This is a genomic window from Nocardiopsis chromatogenes YIM 90109, from assembly GCF_000341185.1.
Taxonomy (GTDB): Bacteria; Actinomycetota; Actinomycetes; order Streptosporangiales; family Streptosporangiaceae; genus Nocardiopsis_A; species Nocardiopsis_A chromatogenes.
The window spans coordinates 1-4009 of sequence record NZ_ANBH01000118.1 but is presented as its reverse complement, the minus strand read 5'-3'; the positions used below and the strand labels follow the sequence as shown (position 1 = coordinate 4009).

Below are 4009 nucleotides of genomic sequence, written 5' to 3'. Positions count from 1 at the left end.
GGCGGGGCGCCCGCCCGCCGCGCCGTACGGCTGGCCCGGCTGACCGTGGCCGGGCTGGGCCGCCGGAGCAGGGAGCACCGGGACGGGGGGCGCCGATGAGCAACGGGAGCCTCCCCCTCGCCGGGGTCATCGCCCTGCTGTGGGGGGCCATGTACCTGGTGACCCAGGTGCTCGCCGCCCCTCCGCTGGGCACCGGCACCACCGTGCTGATCGGCGCCGGCCTGACGACCGCGCTCGTCGTCGGCTACCCCTCGGCGCTGCGCGGCCCGCGCAGCAAGGGCCGGACGCCGTCGGCGCCCGCCCGCCTACAGCAGGGCCGACACGGCACCACCATCGCGGCGGTGGGCCGCTCCATGCCGCTGCGTTCCGGCCTGACGGCCGACGGGGCCCGCCGCACCGCCCAGCTGCTCCAGCCGCTGCTGAGCGGCGCCGCGGTCGCCATCACCGACCGGGAGCGGGTGCTGGCGTTCGCCGGTCCGGGCGCCGGGCACCACCGGTCGGGCGACGCCGTGGCCCCGCCGACCGCACGCGCACTGAGCCGGGGCAAGACCGTGCTCGTGCGCCGCGGGGGGGCACTGGACTGCCCCGCACCGGAGTGCCCCCTGCGGACCGCGGTCATCGCCCCGCTCACCGACGGCGGGCGCACCGTGGGGACACTGCAGGTCTTCCGGTGCGACGGGGCACTGGCGCCGCGCGGGGTGGTGGAGGGCCTCGCGGGCATCCTCTCCCTGCACCTGGAGCTCGCCGAGCTCAACCGCCGGCAGCAGCTCGCGGTGGACGCCAAGCTCGACGCGCTGCGGGCCCAGATCAACCCGCACTTCCTGTTCAACACGCTGAACACGATCGCCTCCAAGGCGCACACCGACCCGGAGGAGACCCGCCAGCTCCTGGTGCGCCTCTCCGACTTCTTCCGCTATGTGGTCCGCCAGGAGGGGCATTTCGCCGAGTTCGGCCAGGAGTACTTCTTCGTGCGCACGTACGTCTCCCTGGAGCAGGCGCGCTACGGGGAGCGCGTGCAGGTGCGCTACGACATCGACCCGCAGGTGCTCACCGCGCGCGTGCCGGTCCTCATCATCCAGCCCTTGGTGGAGAACGCGATCAAGCACGGCCTCACGGACAAGGTGGAGGGCGGGACGGTGACGCTGAAGGCCCGGGTGGACCCGCTGACCCGCACAACCTCCATCCGGGTCGCCGACGACGGGGCCGGCATCCCCGCCGACGTCCTGGAGCGGATCTCCAACGGCGAGCGCCGCCCGGGCGACGGCCAGGGGCTCAGCAACATCGCCGGCCGCTTGGCATCGCTCTACGGCGAACGCTATCGTCTTGACATCCGGTCCAGCGAGGGCGGTGGAACCGTCGTCGATCTGCAGACCCCCCTTGGATGAGCTATGCGCGCCCGATGCCTCATCGTCGACGATGAGGCCCCGGCCAGGGCCGATCTCCGCTACCTGCTGTCAAGGTTCGACCACGTTCAAGTCGTCGGAGAGGCCTCCAACGCCGAGGAGGCGCTGCTGCTCCTGGGGTCGCTCGACTACGACCTGGTCCTGATGGACATCCGCATGCCCGGCGGGACGGGCCTGGACATCGCGCGGCACCTGCGCGGCGGGGCCAATCCCCCCAGGATCATCTTCACCACCGCCTTCCCCGACCACGCGGTCGAGGCCTTCGACCTGGACGCCGCGGACTACCTGGTCAAGCCGTTCGACGCCGACCGGCTCGGGCGGGCCCTGGAGCGGGCGCTGGACCGCGCCCCCACCGGCCGCCCCGAGGAGCCGGTGGCCGCGCCCCCGGCACCGCGCCGGCCCGACCCCGCCGAGACCCCGCACCGGATACCGGTCACCAAGGGCGACCGGACCGTGCTGCTCGACGAGTCCTCGATCGTCTACGCGGGGGCCGCGCGCGGCTACTCCTACCTCCAGTTCGCCGACGAGCGGGTCCTGGTCAGCTACTCCCTGAACGAGCTGGAGCGGCGGCTGCACGGCACCCGCTTCTTCCGTGCCCACCGCTCCTACCTGGTCAACCTCGACTACGTGCGCGAGCTGGCCCCCGATTTCCGCGGCACGCTGATGCTGGTGATGGACGACCCCCGCAGGAGCCGCGTGGAGGTGTCCCGCCGCCAGGCCCGGGAGCTGCGGCGGATCCTGGGACTGTGAGCGCCCCGGGCCCGGCCCCGTCCCACGTGACGATGTGCGTCGGCGAGGGACGGATGGTGAACGCCCGATCCTCCGGCAAGTCCCGGCGCATCGCGCACCCCTCCAGGAGGAGTCGACCCACGGGTGACCGACCGGCCGCTTTGCGCGATCCAGGGCGGCGCCACTGTGCGGAGAGTGGGTCCTTTAGGGCCCCGGGGCCCAAGCGCCGGGATGATCGCCATCGGTAGCATTGCGGGGCCCCATCTTGATCCCCCCGGAGAAGCCTGTGCTGCGCCGGATCCATGCCCCCGACAAGGGCGCAGGGCTGACCGAGTACGCCGCGATCGTCCTGCTCGTGGCGGCACTGGTCGCCGCCGTCGGAATCGTCGGTCTCGGCGACCGGGTCGGCCGGTTGTTCTCCACCGGCGTGGACTGCGTCGAGCGGCAGTCCGATGACTGCGGGGAGACCGGCGGCGGGAACGGCGCCTCGGAACCGGAGGGCCCGGAACCGGAGGGCACCGGAACACCGATGGCCGGTCCGGTGTCCCCGGCCCCTCGGGAGTCCTACGAGTGCGGGATCTTCCAGGTGGCCTGCGACCTGGGGCAGGGCGCGGCGTCGGAGACGAGCGACCTCGTGACCGATGCCTGGGACGGCGTCCGGGGGACCGGCTGCCTGGTGCACATCTGCTCCAACGAGGAGTTCCGGGGCACCTGGTCGGGGGTCGGCGAATCGGCGGAGATGCTGTTCACCGACCCTCTGGGAGCCGCGGAGGAGAGCTGGAACGAGTTCACCGACGGGCCGCAGGAGGACTGGTCCAACGGGAACGAGACCAGGGCGGTGGGGCGCGGCCTCATGCTGGGGGCGTCCAGCATCTTCGGGCTGGGGCCGCTCCGCCTGCTCCCGGACCGCAAGCCCACACCGGACCGGCCCGCGGGCGACTACCGGGCCGACGCCGCCGAGGCGGCGCGGCGGGGAGACGTCTCCTCCGCCGAGCGCAACGCCGAACTGGCCGAACAGGTCGCGCAGGACAGCGAGGCCGCCGCACGGGAGAACCCGGACGACATCGACCTTCAGGACCAAGCGGAGCGGGACCGCCGCGAGGCCGACCAGGCCGCGCTGGAGGTGCACGGGGCCCGCGCGGTTGAGCAGATGCTGGAGATCCCCATCGGCAGGGAGCTCAACGGATCGCTGAACAGGAACGGAACGGAGATCGAGTTCTCCACCGACCCGAGGATGGAGGGGACCGCCCAGTACGACCCGTCCACCGACACCATCACGATCGGGCGGAACTTCCTCGACCGGCCCGATTCGGTGCTCACCCTGGTGCACGAGGCCGCGCACGCGCGCAGGGAGCACGGGAACGAGAACTATCCGCCCGTCGGCTACAGCCGCGACGACTACGTGCAGAACCAGCTCGAAAACGAGGCGGACTCACAGATCAGCGAGTTCCAGGCCGCGGAGGAGCTGCGCTCCCAAGGGCACGACATCCCGCTCAACCCCAGGGAGGAGTACTACAACGACCGGTACCTGCATTGGCTGGGGTACTACGAGGACAACGGGGCGTCGGGCGCCGCCGCGGAGACGATCGCCGCCGCCGCGGCCCGAGACGACCTCGCGCAGGAGATCGGTAGCATGATCAACTCGGTCGACGGGACCCCGTACCGGGACTACTACGGAAACTTCTGGGATTCGGTCAATGGTGGATGAACCCGCCCGGCGACCCGGCGGACACCGGTCCGGGCCGCCCCTGATTCTCGTCCTGCTCACTGCGGTGCTGCTCGCCGCCTGCACCCCCGACCCCACCGCCGACGAAGGAGCTCCCGCCGTGCCCAGCCCCGACGCCTCGGCCTCGCCCCCGCCCGACGTCTCCGAGGCT

At 72.4% G+C, this 4009-nt stretch carries 3 protein-coding genes and 1 pseudogene (1 of these 4 cut by a window edge); all 4 read left to right on the top strand.

The features are described from left to right. A protein-coding gene (locus D476_RS38485) for a sodium:solute symporter family transporter (RefSeq protein ID WP_017624205.1) crosses the window boundary here: on the top strand, nt 1–1385 show its final stretch. It extends 1591 nt beyond the left edge of the window; only the last 1385 of its 2976 coding nucleotides appear in the window; the start codon falls outside the window, past its left edge; the stop codon is at nt 1383–1385. A gap of 3 nt (nt 1386–1388) precedes the next feature. Further along, on the top strand, nt 1389–2153 hold the full coding sequence (locus tag D476_RS0112050) for a LytR/AlgR family response regulator transcription factor (RefSeq protein ID WP_017624204.1): 765 nt from the start codon (nt 1389–1391) through the stop codon (nt 2151–2153). A 265-nt stretch (nt 2154–2418) separates the two neighbouring features. Further along, entirely contained in the window at nt 2419–3840 is a 1422-nt protein-coding gene (locus D476_RS35620) for a DUF6782 family putative metallopeptidase (protein ID WP_017624203.1), read from the top strand. After that, nucleotides 3830–4009, top strand: a pseudogene (locus D476_RS33040) (hypothetical protein); the annotation flags it as partial. The gene D476_RS35620 and the pseudogene D476_RS33040, both read left to right, overlap by 11 nt.

Bases quoted from the DNA above. Each gene is read 5' to 3' on its own strand.
- D476_RS0112050 (WP_017624204.1), top strand. From the start codon at position 1,389: ATGCGCGCCCGATGCCTCATCGTCGACGATGAGGCCCCGGCCAGGGCC.